Source organism: Chryseobacterium aquifrigidense (assembly GCF_006716485.1).
In the GTDB taxonomy this organism is placed as follows: Bacteria; Bacteroidota; Bacteroidia; order Flavobacteriales; family Weeksellaceae; genus Chryseobacterium; species Chryseobacterium vietnamense.
In genome coordinates this window covers 368,314-388,016 of record NZ_VFPD01000001.1, presented here as the reverse complement: position 1 = coordinate 388,016, position 19,703 = coordinate 368,314, and the positions used below count along the sequence as shown (strand labels likewise).

The window sequence follows — 19,703 nt, the reverse complement described above, 5'->3', positions numbered from 1 at the left end:
TGATTATAATTATGTTTAGTTTACTTTACTGAATAATCAGCTTTAAAGTAAATAGTTTTCTTCCGTGTACTTTTACATAGTAAACGCCTGCCGGAAGGTTTTCATTCACCAAAGAGAAACGTTGGTTATTGATATTTTTTGATACATACAGTAATTCTCCTGAAGCTGAAACCAATTCAATTTTTTCAATCGGGTAATCACTTTTAATAAAAGTAGGCTGTCCCGGTTTGGTTGGGTTTGGATACAACACTACATTTTTCTCTGTAGTTCTTATTTCTTCAGTTCCCAAAGTAGGTGAAGTTACCTGAAACTGTACTCTGTTTGACACTTCTGTATAGGAATCATTGGTAAACATTACCATATAATAATTTCCCGGTGTGGCAGGTACTGCTGTTCCCTGGATGGTTTTTGTTCCCTGCGTTACCCCATCAAAATAGGTATAAGAAACAAAATTATCATCCGGTGTCTGAACACTTTGAGGATAAATTCCAAGCCAGTCTTTGATGATTCCCGGAGAATCTGTCCATGAAGCGGTAATATTTTCACCCAAGGTATATACAGGTTTGTTGATCCAAAGATCTGTAACGATATCCCCTACTTTAAAGAATACTTTCTCCCCGATTCCGTTATATCCGTCTTCCAATAAATACTGAGCATAATAATATCCTTTTGGAAGTCCTGTGAAATTAAGAGTTCCTGAAGCAGTTGTTACATAGCTCCATTTGATGGAAGCAGTCGTTCCCGGAGTTTGTCCCATTTTATAAATTCCGATCCAGTCTTTCTGTAAGTTCGGGCCGTCTGTAAAATTGATGGTAACCGTTCCTCCCACCGGATATGTATCAGCCGTCGTCTTCAGCTGTACTTTCGGTCCTACATAGAAATTTTTTCTTGGAGTGATTTCTGTATATCCCCCATTGGCAAAGAATCCCGCAAAATACTGACCTTTAGTAGCCAGACCATTATTGAACGTTACTGTTCCTGCAGTCTGCCCATTCGTATAAATATATCCTTGTGAAGTGGTAGAAGCCGGAGTTTGTCCCTTTTTATAGATTCCTACCCAATCCTGCTGATTTCCAGGACCTCCGGTGAATGTAGCTGTTATAGCTTCATTTTGGGCATATTCTGTTTTATTTAAAGTAAATGTAGGATTTGAAACCACACTTCCTGTAATTTCGAACTGCTTCACATCACTCCACTCACTCCACTCCAGGTTTCTGTCTCTGTAGCGTATTTTTATGTAATAAATCCCGTTGGGAATAGAATTCGCAGCCAAGGTTGCTTTGGTGATGTCTACTCCATCATTCAGGTTTTTGGTTTTATCGGGAGTTCCGTTTCCGTCTTTTCCGAACCAGTTTTCAAAATCACGGTAAAATTCTTTTTCAATTACAGAAAAGTTTGAGGTTTTACTGATCTGGAACTGTGTTGTGTTTAAAAGTTCTCCGTTGGAAGATGAAAATGCACTTCCGTTTAATGTTAATGGTAAACTAATTGGTCCTGAAAAAGTATTTGTAATGGATGGTTTTGCCGGTTTGGGCTGATTTTTATACCTGTGGAAAGAATCCAGCAGCACATTGTTTTTCTTGTTGTACACTCCACCAATTGAATAACATTCGATATCCACTTTTCCGGTTGGAATATCTACTTCCACAATCTGATAAGTCCAGTCTGTCAACGTTTTCTGAACATCATCAAAATCCTGTTCATTAGACATTCCCCAATATTGATCCCAGGCTGTTCCTCCGGAAATAATCTGGTAATTCGGTGTATTTTTAAGCTGACCTCTGTGGTATAAATGATGGTGAGCTCCCACATGCATTAAATATTTATCAGAAGTAACCAGAAGCGGTACGGCATTTTCTCTTACCCAGGTAGAAATATCGCCTACGTACTGCTCAGCCTGATACGGTCTGTGGCTCAAAGAAATAATCCAGTCTACTGTAGCATCATTGTTGGCTGCCGTTAAGATCTGCTGAAGCCATGACTGTTGTGCTGATCCGGTATGTTCAGAACTTAAACTCACAAATAATACATTTCCTGCCTGCTGGGCATAATAATTTTCATTTCCTGAGCTTATTCCTTTATAACTGATTTCATCAATATAAAAATGGGCATAGTAAGAATTCATTCCCATCGTTCCATAGGTTTCATGGTTTCCTACTGTTGTTTGGATGGGCAGATAAGGTGATAATTTGATATTCTTTTTAAAGTGAACATTTTCATAGTGATCCAATGTACCTACGTCTACCTGGTCACCCACCATAAAAGTAAGCGCAATATTATCTGAAGGATCTGAAGCAGCCCCGAACTTTTCCTTTAGTTTTTTATAGGCATTCAAAGTAAGCGTATCATATCTGGGCTCAGCTTTAATCTGGTTGTCTCCCATAATAAGGAAACGGATCTTTCCATTGGCCGTTACGGCCTGTCCCGGCAAAGGAAGTGTTCTGAAATTGTATACAGCAGACTCAGTGGTTCCTGTTTTAATCTTATAATAATATTTAGTATTCGGCTGCAGATTGGTAACCTTTGCTGTATGATAATAATAATTGTTGTTGTATCCTGTATCTGAGAAGATATTGGTAGTTCCCGTTACCGTAACATTCAGGTTTGTTGGAGAATCTCCATAGATCACCGTTGTTTCATTATTGGAGGCTGTTTTCCAATTGACGATCATAGAATTCGGAGTCGGGTTTTGTAAGTAAGGATACAAAGCCTGCCCGAAAGCCATCTGGACCGCGAAACAAAAAAAGAAGAAATAATGTTTCATAATCGTTTTCGTTTTAAAATAACATATAGTTTTAAGTTGTGAATCAGGAATTTAAAAATCGGTGTTAAGATTTTTCACTTCGGGCAAAAGTAGAATTCCCATATAAACTCTGTCTGATGGTATTTTAAAGAAACCGTTAATTTTTTAACAAAACCGGAGTGAAAAAATTATAGTTTTTAGTACAGTAAATATTTGGCATATTCAAAAACTATTTTGTACATTTGCAACCTGTTATTCAACCTCTGACGAAGAACGTGTAAGTTGCTTAGCTTTAACATTTTATTTTATTAATAATGGATTTATTAAAGTACGTACAAGACAAGTACATTGCGAAAAAAGAATTCCCTGAATTCAAAGCAGGTGATACAATTACTGTGTATTACGAAATTAAAGAAGGACAAAAGACAAGAACTCAGTTCTTCAAAGGAACAGTTATCCAATTAAGAGGTACTGGTTCTACAAAAACTTTCACTATCAGAAAAATGAGTGGTGATGTAGGTGTAGAAAGAGTATTCCCTATTAACATGCCTGCACTTCAAAAAATCGAAGTTGATAGAAGAGGTAGAGTTAGAAGAGCTAGAATTTACTACTTCAGAGACCTTAGAGGTAAGAAAGCAAGAATCAAAGACGCTGCTTACAAGAAGAAATAATTCAGACAACAATACATACAAAAAGAGGCTGTTTACTTATAAACAGTCTCTTTTTTTTGTGTAAATATTTTACTTTTTATAGGGAGCTCCTTCGCCGGTTTCGAGAAATTTCTTCAGGCTTCCAAGAAATTGCAGCCAGCCATTGGAGCAGATCTCATAGCATTCAATAGCCGGATTCAGACCGATATGGGTAAGTTTTATCTGAGTGCTTTCATTATTTCCCTCTATTTCCCAGATGATTGTTGTTCCGATCCATTCTGTCTGGTTCTTTAATTCAGGAAGGGCAATCAGTGAATCTTCAACCAACCAGACAATTTCTGTATTGGCAGTTAATTCTTTCACACGCATTGTTTTGTGAATGTTATCTCCAAATCTTATGGTAAAAAGATTTCCAACCTCCGAAGATGAACCTTCAAACCATTCAGTCCACCAAAGAGGAATTTTATCAGTTAAAGCTTGATACACTTTATCAGCAGTCGTGTTGATGCCAAGTGTATGTACGTAGTTCTCAACACTATTTGTATTAATCGTTTTCATAATTATTGTATTGGTAGTACAATTTTATGAAATTTACTATAATCCGGACTTTTCATAGGACAAGAAAATAATATATTATTACATCACAATCGTACTTTTTATAAGCTGCAAAAGGGCTATTCATGCTTCATGAGATACTGCAAAGGTGTTGAGCCTGTTTGTTTTTTAAAAAAGTCAATAAAAGCACTGTCCGAAGAAAAATCCAGCATATGAGAAACCTCTCCTATTGAATTGCCTTCCACCAAAAGCTCGATAGATCGCTGCAGCCGCCATTGCTGCCTCCAATCCTGATAAGACAATCCGGTTTCTTTTTTAAAAATACGGCTGATTGTTTTCTCTACTGCTCCGGTTTTTACTGCAAGATCTTTCAGCCTTGGAGGCATGGAATCACGGAGTGTCCATTCTTCAACTGATCTCTTAAAACGTCTGTCCTGTGGCATTTTAAGTTCCAATTTTTCTTCTGGAGCCCTTTGTATTTCATCCCAGAACACCTTTAAAAGATGGACCTGATCATTTTTGAGTGCAGACCATTCCCAAAAACAAATCCTTTCTATAATTTCTTTTAACAAGGCGTTGACATGAAGAACCTTGAGATCCGGTTTTATATATTTTTTCGAATAGCCTTCATCAAAATAGACAGATCTATAGGCTACAATATTTCTGAAATTCACACGATGGACTTCATGGGAAGGAATCCAGAGCATTCTGAACGGAGGGAGAACCAGCTGCCTGTCAGAAGTAGTTACCGTCATACAACCTGATGGCGCATACAACAGCTGGGACTTCGTTTTATGAAAATGAAAGCCGGAGTCATGCAATACCATATCAGAGGCTATTCCGATTATTTTTTCGGATATAGCATCTGCATCAAAGCTTTCATTCTGATCTATTAAAGCCATGTCCTATTTTTGATATTTTTTGTTTTTATATCATTATAAATATACATTGATTTTTTGGAAACTTTGCAGAAAAAAAATGAAAAAGACCAATCCTATCTGGCTGTTGACTTTACTTGTGATGCTCCCCCAGTTTGTAGAAACCATTTATAGTCCAGTTTTGCCTATGGTACAGGAAGAGTTTGGAGTACATGAAGAATCGGTTACCTTAACGATCAGTTTGTATTTTATAGCATTTGCGTTGGGTGTTGCATTCTGGGGCGTTCAATGCGACAGGATCGGAAGGAAAAAATCATTGGAATACGGCCTCATCACCTATGGAATCGGAACTTTGGCTGCTGTTTTTGCTCCTGATTTCATGGTTCTTCTTGCTGCCAGGATTATTTCAGCATTCGGAATTTCGGTGGGTTCCATCGTAACCCAGACTATTTTAAGAGATACTTTTGACAAAGAAAATATCAGCAAAGTATTTTCCTGGATCGGAATCGGTTTGTCTATCAGTCCGGTAATAGGAATGGTTACAGGTTCAATATTAGCTTCTTCCGGCGGGCATCAGGGGGTATTTATTACATTATGTATCCTGGGTATACTTTTTTTACTCCTTTCCAGACAAAACATTTATGAAACTCATCATGTAAAGAAATCAATTAACGTAAAGACATTGATCAACTTATTGGAACGGATGCTTCATGATCAAAGCATCATTAAGTGCTGCTTACTGATTATGAGCTTTAATGTTTTGCTATTTTCATACTATTCACTGGCTCCATTTATCTTTAAAGAAAATCATTATTCTTCTTATGTTTTTGGATACAGCAGTATAATATTGGCTTGCGGTACATTTGCAGGCGCAAAACTTAATCGATATTTGTTACTGAAGAATATACAAGCTGGGTATTTAGTTAAAGCAAGTACCTATACCGCATTTATCGCCTCTATTTTCGTATGGCTTCTGATGGATACAGGAATATATTTTTTAATTCCTTATTTCTTCATTGTGATGGCCTTCAGCATTGCCATTCCTAATATACTGAGTACAGCACTTATCCATTATAAGAATGAAACCGGAAGTGCAGGTGCTTTATTAGGATTGATTTATTACGTACAGATAGGTCTTGGGCTGACAGCTATTGGATTTATACAGAATCTGGGAATTTCGTGTGTCCTGTTTTCAGGAATCGGAGTTTGTACTTTATTATTCATTAGTAACAAAAAAAATTAATTTTGAAACATTAAGTGTAATGAAGATGATAAGAATTGTTAAGGTTCATCAAAGATGAAAAATTAAGCAAGATAATTAATCATTTATAAGACTTAATGTTTCAAATATTTTATAGCTAAACATTAAGTTATTGTATAAAATCAGACAGTGCTTCCATGAATTTAGGGTATACTTCAATATGCGGAAGATGCCCTACATTTTCAATTTCTACAAGTTTGGAACCCGCAATTTCACGTTGGGTTTTCTTTCCCAGCTCCTGATATTGCCCCATTTTTGACTGAAGTTCCTTAGGGGCTCTATCCTTTCCTATTGCTGTTCTATCTCTTGTTCCAATAATAAGCAAGGTAGGAACTTTGATATTTTTAAATTCATAACATACCGGTTGGTTGTAAATCATATCTGAAGTAAGTGCTGCATCCCATGCTACCTGAGGATAATCTTTATGAAGAGTCCATCCTGCAATTAAGTCAAGCCAGGGTTGATATTCTTCTTTCCATTTGTTGTCATAATAGAATTTCAGCTGATAATTTTTATAGGTTTCAGCTGTATTTTTAAGTTCAGACTGATAGGCCTGATCAATGGTCTGGTATGCTGCAAAAGCTTTATAATCTTCCAATCCTATCGGGTTTTCCAGAATCAGTTTTTCTACTTTTTCAGGGTATAATAATGTAAATCTGGTTGCCACCATTCCTCCCATTGAATGTCCCAGTACTATCGTTTTGTCAATTTTCAGTTCATCCAGAACCGCTTTTGTATTTTCTGCCAGCTGTGAAAATGAAAACTGATATGCATGAGGTTTTGATGATTTTCCAAATCCTATCTGATCAGGAATCACTACTCTGAAACCTTTAGCAGAAAGATCTTTGGCTGTTCTTTCCCAATAAGCTCCGTTAAAGTTTTTGCCATGGAGAAGTATAATAGTTTTTCCATTGGATTTTTGCGGCTGTACATCCATATAAGCCATTTTCAAATGTTCACCCTGAGACTTCAAGTCGAGGAAATGAACTTCGTAAGGATATTGATAATCAGACAGCATTGCATCCAGAGGTTTTACCTGTGAAAATATAAAACCAGAGACCGTTAAAGTAAAAGCGGCCATTATATTTCTGAAATGTTTCATGAAACTTTTATTTTAGAGATTAAAATTAAAAAAACCGCTCCAAAAGGAACGGTTTCAACTGTTATTTTTAGTTAAATATTTTTTAGATAATTATGCTATTGAAACATTTTTTCCTTTTTTTGAAGGCAAATTCATCAAAACAATTGCAAAAAGAATCAGGACAATTCCTACCCACTGGATGAAAAATACTTTCTCTCCCAGTAAAACAAAAGCCATGGTAACGGAAACCGGAAGCTCCAGTGATGAAACAATGCTTCCAAGCCCTAATCCGGCATTTGGAAATCCTACATTAAACAAAACCGGCGGGATAATTGTCCCAAAAAGAGCCAGCACCAATCCATACGTGGGAAATATTGAATAATTAAATGAATGGATATGTTCTGTATTATCTGTAAAATTCAGGTATAATGATTTTAAACTATCAAAATACATTGGTCCTATCTGAGCAAAGAATAAGAATGCAAAAACGACAACAGAACCTCCTGCCAGCATAATAAAACTCTTTCTGAAAACCGGAAGATGGGTAGCCAGCGTATTAGAGGTAAACATCGTCAAAGTATATGAAGCTGCTGCCATAAGCCCCCAGAAAACCCCATGCCAGTCCAGTTCTATTTCCATATTAATAAGATTCGTTGCCAGAACTGTCCCCAACAATACAATAACTACGGAAACCACTTTTCTTGCGTTGGGTAATTTTTTAGTAAGGATACTTTCTATCACTACACTGAACCATACCGACTGCATCAATAAAACGATGGCAATGGACACATTGATATATTGTACAGCAATATAGTAGAATAAACTTGTTCCCCCCAACGAAGTCCCTGCAAGCAAGAGCATTCTTACTTCTTTAGAACTTGGCATCGATAATTTCTGTTTTGAGGTCAGGGTCTGAATAAAGTTCAGGATCAAAAGTCCTGTCAAACCTAATACGAATTGGGAAGTAGTTACTTCTGAGGTTGTAAAACCATCGTGGTAAGCCATTTTCACAAAAGTGGCCAACATACCATATATACTAGCTCCAATCCCTACAAATAAAACACCTTTTAGTATATTTTTCTTCTTCATAATTTTTTTAACAGCCTGCAAAGGTACGACATATAAATTAAATCATTCTGAAGTGTGATGGTGATAGATAAATAAAATCGCCACAAGCAAGCTTGTGGCGATTTTGAGATTATTATAAAAGTAAATTATTTTTTAACCATTACTTTCGAAGCAGCTTCGAAGCCTAGCCCTTTAATTTTAACCATGTAAGTTCCGTTGACAAGATTGCTTGTAGAAATTGCTTTCTTGGCATCCGGTGAGATTTTATCTTCTGAAGAAACCAGCTTACCAGACATATCATAAAGTTCTACACTTACTTTTCCAAGAGTGTTGCTTGGGAACTTAATATAAAATTCGTCTTTAGCAGGGTTTGGATAGATAGAAATATTATTGTTCTTTTCTGCATTTACATCATTGGTCGCTAATAAACATGCTTCGGGAACATTAAAGTCCTGAACCTGATCATTAATATTATTTTTAACTCCTGCCGATGCATTTACTCCTAAACCTCTTCTTGCAAACACTCCCCAGATCATACATTTATCCTGTCCCTGAGTAGTTGCCAGTTCGGCTGCTAAAATTGCATTTCTTCCATCAATAAAGCTAGGATTACATCCCTGAAGTTTAAGTGCATCTGTTACTAACTGCAATACTTTTGTACTTCCGTTAGGTGTTGTTGATAATACGTCTGAAGAATAACCATATTTTTCAACATATTTCCAATGAAGGTCCCATAACATTGTTGCCCAGACAAAACCAATAGAGTGTACATCCGGAACAATCGCTGATCCGTTATTGTATTCCATTCCGTTGGTATTTCCATAGGTAAATCCGTTAACGGCAAGACTTGTAGAATATTTTGCAGGTCTGATACCACCTCCTGTTATTGGCTGTCCTATTGCATAAGTACCTATACCTCTGGCCACTGTAGCATTATCTCCAGCTTTATTAGTCAGCATTAGAGCAAAGAAATCAGACCATCCTTCTCCCATCTGTTCTTTGCTAATTCCTGAATTCAGACAGTTATATCCTGTACCGGTCATTCTATTTGAGATCCCATGACCATATTCGTGAGTTACGATTCCGTTATCAAAACTTCCGTCAGGGGTCATATTTCTTTTTAAGGTAACATTTACTGTTGTACTTGCGGCAAGCTGAGTTTTGATGTATTCTCCTTCCGTATTGGTAATAAGTACTGAAGGGATTGTAATTGCCGGATCATCACCTGCCATATTTCCTAGAGAAGAACCGTTTACACTGTTATTATAAACAATAGCCGCTTTAGCTCCTGCATCCTGAAGATTTTTCACTTTTACGGTAAAAGCACATGTACCTCTTTCAACCAATCCTATTTTATCAACCAATGAACTTGCAGGTAACGCTGTACATCCATCCAACACTGAAGACAGTGCTACATCTCCTGTTATTCCATTGATAGGGAGTGGATTTCCAAACTGTGCGGTTCCGGCTCCCGGTGTACGGGAAACAGCAGCAGTAGGTGCATTATAGAAAAATATTCTTCCTACTGAAGACCAAAGATACATCTGCATTTTACCATTATATCCGTCTGGTGGCGAAGAGAAGTTTGCGTTGCTTAAGCCGCTTCCATCCTGAGCCTCTGCATATACAGAATCATCTTCTCCTGTTACAGCTCCATTTCCAAAATTATTCTGCTGAAAGTTTCTTCCGGTTTCTGTAAATCCGAATTTGTAGAAAACATCATGAATTCTGTTATTCAGATAAAATAAATTCGTAATGGCAGCATTTCTGTTATTTACTGGAGTTTCATTGATATTAAAAGGGAAATCAAAATTTCTTGTTGCCCCTCCTTCTGCCGGAGCCCCTGTAAGATAATCAGGTGCTGTTAAAGCTGTTCCATCTGCATCTTCATAGGCAAAAACATTATTTCCTCTTGTTACAGTATAATGGTTAGTTCCGTCAGAATGCCATCCTTCAGGCGAAGCACTCAGAATCCACGGGTTGTTAATGATTGATCTCGAACCAAATGTCGCTGCTTCGATAGGCAATGGAAATACATTATATGACGCATTATCCGGCACAAGTAATGGGATATTATTATTCTGTGCTACATTATTTTGAGGCCCTGCTAATGTATTTTCAAAATGATCAGCATGGCTCTCTCCTACTTCTGAACCGTAAGCATCATGATGGAAATTACATGATAGTGTCAGATTGTTTTTCAACAGGATATTTCCATTGTTAGCATCTACTAGGATATTCCAGTAATTGGGAGATTTTGGCTCCATTAATGTATACTCATACGCCAGACGAAGGTTTCCATTCTCGTCATTCGTATAAACCAGTCTCTGATTAGCTGATGTAGCTCTTTTCTGAGTCTTTTCAAAGTATTCGAGAATCGTAAAATTTGCAATATCCGAATTCTTCAGATCTTCAGCAATCTTTTGAAGAGCTGTATTTTTATTGATGGCGGCTATACCTGAAGTAGATGCAGTATAATCTTTAACAAAATTATCCGTGTAGTAAATAATTTTATTATCCCTGATCAATGCTGTTCCTACAGAGCTGTATACCGGCAAACCATTATAAGTCTGTAAAAATTTAACCACATTACCATTCAATGATTTTGACGGATCTACATTATCAACAATGATATTATTAAGATCAGATTTTTTATATTCCCTTATTTTATTTTGAGAAATATAGTCTTTAATGAGTTTTTCATTATCCTGTCCGAATAATATTGCAGGAAATGTAGAAAATACTGCAAATAAAAGAGGTAGAGCTTTGTTTTTCATATCCATTATTAAAGGCGCTAATCTACAAATAATTCACAAAACTTTACGATTTTTTTTAATAAAAATAAATATGTAAATAAATACCTATATAAAACAAAAAATTAAAATTATTTTACATATTTATCAATTAATAGTACAGCATAACATACTTAGATATTCAAGATTATTCTTATTCTGTTTTTTTGATTTTTTTAGTTTAAATATTTCGCAACATAAATGAATTTTAGATATAAATTTCTCATACAAACAAGATTCAATTATTTTTATAATATTATGTCTGATTCTAAGAAACTTCCTTTTCAAGACCTTACATACAATTCTGCTATCCTATGTATATGCATAAAAAAAGCCGCTCAAATGAGCGGCTTCCTATTTATATATGGTTCAAAGATTATTTACCTTCTTCCATTTTTCTTTTCAACTCTGCTAATGCATCGATGTCTCCAAGAGTAGATCTTTCTTCGTTGTTAGAAGAAGAAGTTACGTTTCTAGAAGAAGATTCTTTAACGTTTTTCTTTTCTTCGTCTCTGAAGATACCTGTGTGAGATACTACTACTCTCTTGAATTCTTTGTTGAATTCGATTACTTTGAACTGAGCATCTTCACCTTTTTTGATTTTAGATCCATCTTCTTTCTCTAATAATCTTGAAGGGCAGAATGCTTCTACTTCAGCATCTTCGAATTGAACAGAAGCTCCTTTATCGTGAACTTCTACAGCTTTACCAGCGTGGATAGTTCCTTCAGCATATTTAGTTTCGAATTTATCCCATGGGTTTTCAGTCAATTGCTTGTGACCTAGAGATAATCTTCTAGCTTGGATATCTAATTCAAGAACTACAACGTCTAATTTATCACCTACTGCGCAGAACTCAGATGGGTGCTTGATTTTCTTAGTCCAAGAAAGATCAGAGATGTAGATTAATCCGTCGATACCTTCTTCTAACTCTACGAATACACCAAAGTTAGTGAAGTTTCTTACAGTTCCTACATGCTGAGATCCTACCGGATACTTAGCTTCGATGTTTTCCCATGGATCTTTAGACAATTGCTTGATACCAAGAGAAATTTTTCTTTCTTCTCTATCTAAAGTTAATACTTCAGCTTCTACTTCATCACCTACTTTTACGAAATCTCCAGCAGATCTTAAGTGAGTAGACCAAGACATTTCAGAAACGTGGATTAATCCTTCAACACCTGGAGCGATTTCTACGAATGCACCATAGTCAGCAAGAACTACTACTTTTCCTTTTACTTTGTCACCTACTTTCAAGTCAGCAGAAAGAGCATCCCAAGGATGAGCTTCTAATTGCTTCATACCTAATTGGATTCTTGTTTTCTCATCATCGAAATCAAGGATTACAACTTTTACAGTCTGTCCGTCCTCCAGGATTTCAGATGGGTGGTTCACTCTAGACCAAGAAAGGTCTGTAATGTGGATCAATCCATCAACACCTCCTAAGTCAATGAATACACCGTAAGAAGTAATATTCTTAACAGTACCTTCAAGAACCTGACCTTTTTCAAGCTGAGCGATGATTTCTTTTTTCTGACCTTCGATATCTGCTTCGATCAATGCTTTGTGAGATACTACTACGTTTTTGAACTCAGGGTTGATTTTCACAACTTTGAATTCCATAGTTTTTCCTACGAACTGATCGTAATCTTTAATTGGCTTAACGTCAATTTGAGAACCAGGTAAGAATGCTTCGATTCCGTGAACGTCAACGATCATACCACCTTTAGTTCTAGATTTAACAAAACCGTTAACGATTTCTCCAGTTTCGTGAAGTTCGTTTACTTTATCCCAAGCTTTAAGTGTTCTGGCTTTTCTGTGAGATAACTGTAATTGTCCAGTTTTGTCTTCTCTCTTGTCAACCATTACTTCTACCTCATCACCTACTTTAAGGCCTTGGTTGTAACGGAATTCGTTTAGAGAGATAACACCTTCAGATTTGAAGTTGATGTCTACGATTGCTTCTTTATCAGTTAATCTTACAACTTTACCAACTAAAACGTCGTTATCGTCAAGGTTGTTTAAAGATCCGTTGTAAATTTCTTCTAAATCGCTTTTTTCTTTTCTCGCATCTGCATCAAGACCTGATTCGAATGAATCCCAATCAAATTGTTCTGGTGCTACGTTTTGGTTTAATAAAACCTCTGCTGAATTTGTCTCTTTTGACATTTTCTAATAAAAATTTGTATTCCTTCTTTTTTAACGGTTTGAATAAATGCGGATTAAAAAATACGGAAGTAATTAATTTTAAGTAATTTACTCGTCAAACCTTTTCGCCACAAAAGTGGGTGCAAAGATATGAATTTTATTTAAGATAAACAATAGATTCTAATATGCTATTATTTAAGTTATATATTTAAAAATCAATATTTTATTAAAAGAATGTTTCGACTCCGCCCAGCATGACATTCCGATATGAACTGTTTTAATCTTAGAATAAAGCAATATCCACTGTCATGCTGAGCATACAATGAAAGTTTACGAAAGGCAGTCCACGAAGTATCTATCATATAATAAATAGAAGACAAAATGAGATTCTTCATTTCGCTGAGCTTCATTCAGAATGACAGTAATTCAGAATTAAAAAAAACAGTTCTTTCTATCCCTCTCCCTCTCAAACGCTCCTACTCTAAAACCCTAACACTCTCAAACTCTCCCACCCATCACCCGCTTAAATTCATTACCTTTGCAGCATGGAATTACAGCCGATTTATCAAAAACTGCAGATTCAGGATATGAATCAAATGCAGAAATCTACTTATAATGCATCTGAAAACAATACGGACATTGTTTTACTCTCTCCCACAGGATCCGGGAAGACTCTTGCTTTTTTATTTCCTGTTCTCAGAAATCTGAAAAAAAATGTTCAGGGAGTTCAGGCATTGATACTCGTTCCAGCAAGGGAGCTTGCTTTACAGATTGAGCAGGTTTTTAAATCCATGGGGACAGATTTTAAAGTTTCTGTCTGCTATGGTGGGCATGACAAAAAAATTGAGGTTAATAATTTAATTGAAGCTCCGGCTGTATTGATCGGAACTCCGGGAAGAGTTGTTTACCACTTAAGAAATAACAATTTTGATCCGAAAACGATCAAGACTCTGGTTCTTGATGAATTCGACAAAGCTCTGGAATTGGGTTTCCAGGATGATATGGAATTCATTTCCAATTCTTTAAAAGGGCTTTCTCAAAGAATTTTAACCTCTGCCACAGCCATGGATGAAATTCCGGCTTTTACAGGCTTAAAAGATGAAAAAGTAATCAGTTTCCTTAAAGAAAATGATGTAAAACCAGATCTCCAACTGAGAAAAGTAATGACTATTCCTGAGGAAAAACTGGATACGCTTTTTAATCTGGTTTGTAAAATAGGAAATAAAAGAACGTTAATTTTCTGTAATCACCGTGATGCTGTAGACCGTATCTCTGAACTGCTTCATCAGATGGGAATCGACAGAGAAACCTTCCACGGCGGGATGGAACAGGATGAGAGGGAACGTGCTTTATTAAAATTCAGAAATGATTCCGCAAGAATTCTTATTACTACAGATCTTGCAGCCCGCGGACTTGATATTCCTGAAGTAGAATCTATCGTTCATTACCAGCTTCCTCCAAAAGAAGATGCCTTCATTCACAGAAACGGACGTACCGCAAGAATGAATGCAAAAGGTTTTGTATACCTGATCATGACTGAAGAAGAAAATTTCCCGTTCATTAAAAATAATACTCCTGAAGAAAGTGTGGCCGGATTTACCAAAGTTCCGCAGAAAACTCCTTTCCAGACTGTTTACATCAGTGCAGGAAAAAAAGATAAAGTGAACAAGGTGGATATTGTAGGATATCTGCTAAAGAAAGGCGAGCTTCAAAAAGAAGATGTAGGAATCATCGAAGTAAAAGACACGACATCATATGTTGCTGTCTCCAGAAATAAAGTAAACGCCCTTTTAAGAAAACTTCAGAACGAAAAACTGAAAGGTAAGAAAGTGAAAATGGAGGTAGCTTATTAAACCCTCCACTTTATCCTTTATTGTCATTGCGAGGAGCATAGTGCCGAAGCAATCTGCACTCCCCGCAATGACATAATATTATTTAATTCCTCTTACTCTCAGAGGGAAAGTATACACTGACTTAGAGGCAGTAATGAACAGAATATCATTATTTTTACCACCAAAAGTAACATTGGATGTCCAGTCTTCAGGAATCGGAATATGATAAATCTTCTTCCCGGAACTGTTGAAAACATGCACTCCATCTCCTGTCAGGTACAGATTTCCGTGTTTATCCATCGTCATTCCGTCTGAACCCATTTCACAGAAAAGTTTTTTCTCAGACAGTTTTCCTTCACCCAAAATATCATACACATAGGTTTTTCCGGCATCAATATCAGATAAATACAATTTCTTTAATTTCTCACTTCCTACAATTCCATTGGGCTGTGTGAAGGTTTCCAGTTTTGTAACTTTTCCTGACTTATCTCTGTAATAAAGACTTTTATGTTGAATCTCCTGTTTAAAACCAACCCAGTAATCTCTTTCATACAAAGGGTCTGTAAAATACATTCCGCCAAATTCATCATTCCAGACATCATTGGGGCCGTTCAGCCTTTTCCCTTCAAAACCTTTTAGCAGAACTTCTACTTTTTTATCTTTGGATATCTTCCATATCTCACCCTGATCGTCTGAACAGGTAATCAAATATCCATCTTTGTCAAAGTGAGTTCCGTTTGCCCTTCCTGTTTTATTTAAAAACTCTATCACCTGATTGCTTTTCCAGTCCCAATAATAAATCTTATCATTAGGCTGATCGGTGAAGTAAACGTTTCCTTCTTTATCTGCTGATGGACCTTCTGTGAAACTGAACTTATCTGAAACCTTTTCCGGCTGCACTCCCTCATAAAACATTTTATTATAATTTACTGATTGACAGTTTACCAATGCGAAAACCAAACCAATCATACCTATTTTAAATATATTCTTCATGCTTCATTTTTAAGGCTGCAATTTACGATATGGTCCACAGGTTTCAAAATATTTTCCCGTTTTGATACAATAAAAACATCAGACACAAAATGTCCCAATTGTCCTATTTTGGAAGTAGATCATATTAGTAATAAAAAGATATAATCCGGAGCTTTGCAGTACCAGAATCGATCACTTTTTCATGGCAACATCAATATGAAAACAAGACCGGTCAGGATGAAAATTGTACCAAAATACTTTATAGCATACAACAATGAGCGCAGAGTCCAACAATATCAAGTCTTTGGAAATTGAAAATGAAGATTTCAGAAATTCAGTGGGAACCATGGATGAAACCGGTAAAAGGAAGTGGATTTTTCCCAGAAAACCCAAAGGAAAATATACCAACTACAGGAATTACACCAGCTATTTTCTTCTTGCTTTATTTTTTGGATTGCCGTTTGTAAAGATCAATAATAATCCTTTTCTGCTGATCAATGTCATCGACAGGAAATTCTTTATTCTCGGACAACCGTTTTACCTGCAGGACTTTTTCATTCTTGCTTTAGGGGCAGTCACCTCAGTCATTTTTGTGATGCTCTTTACTGTGGTTTTTGGAAGGATATTCTGTGGCTGGCTGTGCCCGCAGACTCTCTTTATGGAAATGGTCTTCCGCAAAATCGAATACTGGATTGAAGGAGACCGGAATAAACAGATGAAGCTGGACAGACAGGAATGGGATGCAGAGAAAATTCGGAAAAGACTGACGAAATGGTCTGTTTTCCTTTTAATTTCATTGATTATCTCTCACTTTATGTTCATGTATATTGTGGGCTACGAAGAGGTTTTCCGTATTATGAGTGAAGGACCTGAAGCCAACTCACTGAAGTTTATCGTTATGATCTTCTTTACGATGACATTTTATTTTGTTTTTGCATGGCTTCGTGAGCAGGTTTGCACGTTAGTTTGTCCTTACGGGAGACTGCAGGGTGTATTGATTGACAAACAGACCATCAATGTATACTATGATTTTAAAAGAGGTGAAGGCCGCGCAAAATGGAGAAATAACGAAGACAGAAAAGCGGCAGGAAAAGGAGATTGTATCGACTGTAACCAATGTGTTGTAGTATGTCCTACAGGAATTGATATCAGAAACGGACAGCAACTGGAATGTGTGAACTGTACAGCCTGTATCGATGCCTGTGATGAAGTCATGGAAAAGGTCGGCTTACCTAAAGGGTTGGTACGTTATGCTACAGAAGCTGAGATTGAAAACCGTGATACATTCAGATTCACCCCAAGAATGAAAGCAACAACCGTTATCCTCGCCTTGCTAATTGGATTCCTTGGATTTTTAATGTATGACCGTGGTTCTATGGAAGCCAAATTCATTAAACCCGCTGGTTCTACATTTTTCATTAAGAACGGTAAAATCACCAATACTTTTATTTATACTCTTCTGAATAAATCAAACGAGAAAAAGATCCTTACCATTAAAGTGATCACTCCAACGAATGCGGAAATCACTTATTTCGGTTCTGAAAAAATTATTTTGAAAGGAGATCAGATTCTGAAAGGAAACATCAACATTTCCTTCCCCGAAGATGAAATTAAATTCTCAAAACAAAACATGGTCATCGGCGTATTTGATGAAAAAGGAAAACTTGTAGATTCGTTTGAAACAACTTTTGAAGGACCGTTTAAGCTGGCGCTTTAGGTTGCAGATGGCAGGTGGCAGGTTGCAGACATAGGTGACAGGGATAAGAATAGTAGTTGATATTTCCCTAATTCCCATCCTCCGGAGGGGTGGCGAAAATTCAAAGAATTTTTGACGGGGTGGTTCTCAACAGTCTCTCTCCAAACTTTGAACCTTACACTTTAAATTTTACACTCATTAAGCCTTATATTTCCTCATGAACTGCGTAGGAGTCATTCCGGAGCTTTTCCGGAATACTCTTACAAAGTAGGAATATTCTTCATATCCTAAACGAAAAGCAATTTCTACGAGGCTTTCGTCCAGATACATAAGCATTCTTTTGGCTTCCAGCACTACCCTTTCTGTAATTACATCAGTGGCCGTTTTTTGAACAACAGTCTGGGCAATCCTGTTCAGATGTTTGGATGAAATACCTAATAAAGAAGCGTAATAGGTAATAGATTTATGTTTTGTGAAATTTTGCTCGATAAGGTTTTCAAAATCCTGATAATGTTTAAAATAAGAAAGTCCGGCAGCAGAATCCGTTGTATCAAAGTCCCTTGAAAACAATCTGCTAGCATTGATAAAAATCTGAGACATCAATGATAAAATCAACCCTTCTTTCATGATATTTTTAGTCTGATATTCTTCTCCGAGTTCCATAAATAAACTGATATTTTTCACAAGCTCCTCAGCATCCAACTGTAGTTTTCTGGGAAAAGATACAGATCCAAAAAAGGGAAAATTTCTCAGTTTCTGATTTACATAATGCATTTCATAGAATTCCTGTGAACAAAAGAAAATGTACCCATCAATATCTTCGGAAAGTTCCCAGCTGTGAATCTGTCCCGGCGACAGAAAGAAAAGACTTCCTTCCGAAACTTCATACCTCTGAAAATCGATCTCATGTACTCCTGTTCCCTGAGTAAAAAGAACAGCTGCATAGAAATCATGTCTATGAGGTTTTTCTATATGGCGATGTCCCACCACCAAATGATTCTTCATCGTGTTAAAATAAAAATCTGAAGTGTTTTTACCCGCCTGAAAAAGGTCGATATGAAGAACGGAGATTGGATTCATCTATATTTATATATCATAAGAATTTACAAATTTAGACAAAAAAGATCCAGTATATCATGATCCTTTATATCTGCGACAACAAACATTGCTTTTGAATCATGAATTAAACCACATCAATACCTTTGAAACAAAGTATGACCGCACATTTTACAATATATTTTGGATTAAACTTTAAAAAATTTTTATCTTTGAGGTTTAGGAGTTGTAAAATGAAAATAAATTTACCTGATAAGCTGTATTATTCTATAGGAGAAGTTGCGAAAGCATTCGATGTAAACACTTCATTAATACGTTACTGGGAACAGGAATTCCCGATTATCAAGCCTAAAAAAAACAGAAAAGGAAACCGATATTTCACTCCTGAAGACATCAAAAATCTTCAGATGATCTACCATCTCGTGAAAGAAAAAGGATATACCCTTGACGGAGCCCGTGTCGCTCTGACCACCAACAGTAAAATTTCCGAAACGATTACTCTGATTGACCGCCTGGAGTTTGTAAAAGCTGAGTTGATCAAACTGAAAGAATCTTTAGGAGAAAGAGAAGAAGACTAATTTCTTTGAACATATAGAAACCTCCGCTGCAATTAATTTGCAGCGGAGGTTTTATTGATGGATATACCTTTGGAAGACAATAACTTATTATTATTTTTGTTCAAAACTACTCTTCTTTCTTAAAACTCACCACCAGATATTCTCCGTTTGAACAATATTTCTTACAGCTATCATCTTTAAAGTTTTCAGGTTTTTTGGTATACTCTTCTATATACCTTGCACTTTCAGTTGTATCAGCCGGAACTATAACGATATGGTAATTGTCAACCACTGTATTGTCAGCTTTTTTCAATGCTTCTTCCTTGTATTTCAATGCTTCAGTGTAATTCATATTTCTATCGATTAATAAGGTTAATAGGTATGATAAAAAAATTACAAAAACCAAGCCGTTTGAA

15 protein-coding genes are annotated in these 19,703 nt (G+C 36.4%); 5 read left to right on the top strand and 10 right to left on the bottom strand.

Going from position 1 to position 19,703, the window contains the following annotated elements:
- Positions 1–25: 25 nt before the first annotated feature.
- Positions 26–2,764: a fibronectin type III domain-containing protein gene (locus tag FB551_RS01690; protein ID WP_142014387.1), complete on the bottom strand. Its 2,739-nt coding sequence runs from the start codon at positions 2,762–2,764 to the stop codon at positions 26–28.
- A 293-nt stretch (positions 2,765–3,057) separates the two neighbouring features.
- Between FB551_RS01690 and rplS the strand changes: the two genes are divergently transcribed.
- Complete coding sequence (gene rplS, locus FB551_RS01685) at positions 3,058–3,414, top strand: 50S ribosomal protein L19 (protein ID WP_002980648.1); 357 nt, start codon at positions 3,058–3,060, stop codon at positions 3,412–3,414.
- Between the two features lie 69 nt (positions 3,415–3,483).
- On the opposite strand, the gene FB551_RS01680 is transcribed toward rplS, so the two are convergent.
- Together FB551_RS01680 and FB551_RS01675 are read right to left on the bottom strand one after the other, a co-directional pair.
- Positions 3,484–3,951, bottom strand: a complete 468-nt coding sequence (locus tag FB551_RS01680; protein WP_142014385.1) for an SRPBCC family protein — start codon at positions 3,949–3,951, stop codon at positions 3,484–3,486.
- A 116-nt stretch (positions 3,952–4,067) separates the two neighbouring features.
- Positions 4,068–4,850 (bottom strand): AraC family transcriptional regulator, encoded by a 783-nt coding sequence (locus tag FB551_RS01675; RefSeq protein WP_142014382.1) that lies wholly within the window; start codon positions 4,848–4,850, stop codon positions 4,068–4,070.
- 76 nt (positions 4,851–4,926) lie between these two features.
- Between FB551_RS01675 and FB551_RS01670 the strand changes: the two genes are divergently transcribed.
- The gene (locus tag FB551_RS01670) at positions 4,927–6,069 is read left to right on the top strand and encodes an MFS transporter (protein WP_142014379.1); all 1,143 of its coding nucleotides are present in this window, start codon (positions 4,927–4,929) and stop codon (positions 6,067–6,069) included.
- Between the two features lie 127 nt (positions 6,070–6,196).
- Here FB551_RS01670 and FB551_RS01665 read toward each other — a convergent pair whose 3' ends face one another.
- From FB551_RS01665 to rpsA, 4 genes are all read right to left on the bottom strand, one after another.
- Positions 6,197–7,189, bottom strand: coding sequence for an alpha/beta fold hydrolase (locus tag FB551_RS01665; RefSeq protein ID WP_185150195.1), 993 nt, complete (start codon positions 7,187–7,189; stop codon positions 6,197–6,199).
- A 90-nt stretch (positions 7,190–7,279) separates the two neighbouring features.
- Positions 7,280–8,257: an EamA family transporter gene (locus tag FB551_RS01660; protein WP_142014377.1), complete on the bottom strand. Its 978-nt coding sequence runs from the start codon at positions 8,255–8,257 to the stop codon at positions 7,280–7,282.
- A 125-nt stretch (positions 8,258–8,382) separates the two neighbouring features.
- On the bottom strand, positions 8,383–11,013 hold the full coding sequence (locus FB551_RS01655) for a T9SS-dependent M36 family metallopeptidase (RefSeq protein WP_226798596.1): 2,631 nt from the start codon (positions 11,011–11,013) through the stop codon (positions 8,383–8,385).
- Positions 11,014–11,404: 391 nt separating this feature from the next.
- Entirely contained in the window at positions 11,405–13,195 is a 1,791-nt protein-coding gene (gene rpsA, locus FB551_RS01650; protein WP_047095475.1) for a 30S ribosomal protein S1, read from the bottom strand.
- Positions 13,196–13,719: 524 nt separating this feature from the next.
- Here rpsA and FB551_RS01645 point away from each other — a divergent pair.
- Positions 13,720–15,027: a DEAD/DEAH box helicase gene (locus tag FB551_RS01645; RefSeq protein ID WP_142014371.1), complete on the top strand. Its 1,308-nt coding sequence runs from the start codon at positions 13,720–13,722 to the stop codon at positions 15,025–15,027.
- 78 nt (positions 15,028–15,105) lie between these two features.
- On the opposite strand, the gene FB551_RS01640 is transcribed toward FB551_RS01645, so the two are convergent.
- Positions 15,106–15,999, bottom strand: coding sequence for an SMP-30/gluconolactonase/LRE family protein (locus tag FB551_RS01640; RefSeq protein WP_142014369.1), 894 nt, complete (start codon positions 15,997–15,999; stop codon positions 15,106–15,108).
- A 253-nt stretch (positions 16,000–16,252) separates the two neighbouring features.
- Here FB551_RS01640 and ccoG point away from each other — a divergent pair, with 253 nt between their 5' ends.
- Positions 16,253–17,695 carry a cytochrome c oxidase accessory protein CcoG gene (gene ccoG, locus FB551_RS01635; protein ID WP_052187007.1) on the top strand — a complete coding sequence of 481 codons (1,443 nt, stop codon included), beginning with the start codon at positions 16,253–16,255 and terminating at the stop codon, positions 17,693–17,695.
- Positions 17,696–17,872: 177 nt separating this feature from the next.
- Here ccoG and FB551_RS01630 read toward each other — a convergent pair whose 3' ends face one another.
- Positions 17,873–18,754, bottom strand: a complete 882-nt coding sequence (locus tag FB551_RS01630) for an AraC family transcriptional regulator (RefSeq protein ID WP_142014366.1) — start codon at positions 18,752–18,754, stop codon at positions 17,873–17,875.
- A gap of 209 nt (positions 18,755–18,963) precedes the next feature.
- On the opposite strand from FB551_RS01630, the gene FB551_RS01625 reads away from it, so the two are divergent.
- Positions 18,964–19,308: a MerR family transcriptional regulator gene (locus FB551_RS01625; RefSeq protein WP_142014363.1), complete on the top strand. Its 345-nt coding sequence runs from the start codon at positions 18,964–18,966 to the stop codon at positions 19,306–19,308.
- Positions 19,309–19,414: 106 nt separating this feature from the next.
- Here the strand turns inward: FB551_RS01625 and FB551_RS01620 are convergent, their stop codons facing one another.
- Entirely contained in the window at positions 19,415–19,639 is a 225-nt protein-coding gene (locus FB551_RS01620; protein ID WP_047432385.1) for a hypothetical protein, read from the bottom strand.
- Positions 19,640–19,703: the final 64 nt, after the last annotated feature.

Coding starts and splice junctions, on each gene's coding strand:
- FB551_RS01690 (WP_142014387.1), bottom strand. CDS start 2,764: ATGAAACATTATTTCTTCTTTTTTTGTTTCGCGGTCCAGATGGCTTTC.
- rplS (WP_002980648.1), top strand. CDS start 3,058: ATGGATTTATTAAAGTACGTACAAGACAAGTACATTGCGAAAAAAGAA.
- FB551_RS01680 (WP_142014385.1), bottom strand. CDS start 3,951: ATGAAAACGATTAATACAAATAGTGTTGAGAACTACGTACATACACTT.
- FB551_RS01675 (WP_142014382.1), bottom strand. CDS start 4,850: ATGGCTTTAATAGATCAGAATGAAAGCTTTGATGCAGATGCTATATCC.
- FB551_RS01670 (WP_142014379.1), top strand. CDS start 4,927: ATGAAAAAGACCAATCCTATCTGGCTGTTGACTTTACTTGTGATGCTC.
- FB551_RS01665 (WP_185150195.1), bottom strand. CDS start 7,189: ATGAAACATTTCAGAAATATAATGGCCGCTTTTACTTTAACGGTCTCT.
- FB551_RS01660 (WP_142014377.1), bottom strand. CDS start 8,257: ATGAAGAAGAAAAATATACTAAAAGGTGTTTTATTTGTAGGGATTGGA.
- FB551_RS01655 (WP_226798596.1), bottom strand. CDS start 11,013: ATGAAAAACAAAGCTCTACCTCTTTTATTTGCAGTATTTTCTACATTT.
- rpsA (WP_047095475.1), bottom strand. CDS start 13,195: ATGTCAAAAGAGACAAATTCAGCAGAGGTTTTATTAAACCAAAACGTA.
- FB551_RS01645 (WP_142014371.1), top strand. CDS start 13,720: ATGGAATTACAGCCGATTTATCAAAAACTGCAGATTCAGGATATGAAT.
- FB551_RS01640 (WP_142014369.1), bottom strand. CDS start 15,999: ATGAAGAATATATTTAAAATAGGTATGATTGGTTTGGTTTTCGCATTG.
- ccoG (WP_052187007.1), top strand. CDS start 16,253: ATGAGCGCAGAGTCCAACAATATCAAGTCTTTGGAAATTGAAAATGAA.
- FB551_RS01630 (WP_142014366.1), bottom strand. CDS start 18,754: ATGAATCCAATCTCCGTTCTTCATATCGACCTTTTTCAGGCGGGTAAA.
- FB551_RS01625 (WP_142014363.1), top strand. CDS start 18,964: ATGAAAATAAATTTACCTGATAAGCTGTATTATTCTATAGGAGAAGTT.
- FB551_RS01620 (WP_047432385.1), bottom strand. CDS start 19,639: ATGAATTACACTGAAGCATTGAAATACAAGGAAGAAGCATTGAAAAAA.